Genomic DNA, 533 nt, shown 5'->3' on the forward strand with positions numbered 1-533 from the left:
GGGGGGACTTGGACCTTTGATGTGAGTTATTTGCAAGGTCTTCCCTTGTTTCATTCAGTAAAGAAACATGCGCCAGGGGCAGGGGATGCGGAGCCACAATTTGCCAAATTTACCGGTACGCTTAGTGTCATGACGCCTTTTAAGGTAGGGAGCTTGGACTTTATACTGAGCAATCTTTTGAGTGGTCAATATTCACCGCATAATTTATTGGGTGCTGAACAGATTTCGTTGGGGGGCGCTTCCAATGTTCGTGGCACGCGTGAGAGTTTGCTTTTTGGCAATAACGGTTTTTTTAGCCGAAATGATTTGTTGCTACGCACCATTCCGTGGAGCAATCACGCGACCTTCAAAAAGGTTTTTGGAGAACTTCGCCCTTATGTTGGTTTGGATTATGGGCGTGTGTTTTCGCAAGTTTTGTATGGGATTAAGAGTGATCAGCTTGCCGGTTGGACAGCCGGTGTCAAGCTTGCGGGAGGCATGGTCTCTCTTGATGCCAGTTATTCCAGTATTTTTTGGAGCACAGTTAAGCACAA

General features: G+C 46.5%; 1 protein-coding gene. It reads left to right on the forward strand.

Features of this window, described 5'->3' with window-relative positions; genetic code table 11:
- A partial coding sequence (locus tag ACFILO_RS09815; protein WP_375678250.1) for a ShlB/FhaC/HecB family hemolysin secretion/activation protein occupies positions 1-533 on the forward strand: 533 nt, incomplete at both ends.

This window comes from Bartonella sp. AP72JLCBS (assembly GCF_042195705.1).
Taxonomy (GTDB): domain Bacteria; phylum Pseudomonadota; class Alphaproteobacteria; order Rhizobiales; family Rhizobiaceae; genus Bartonella.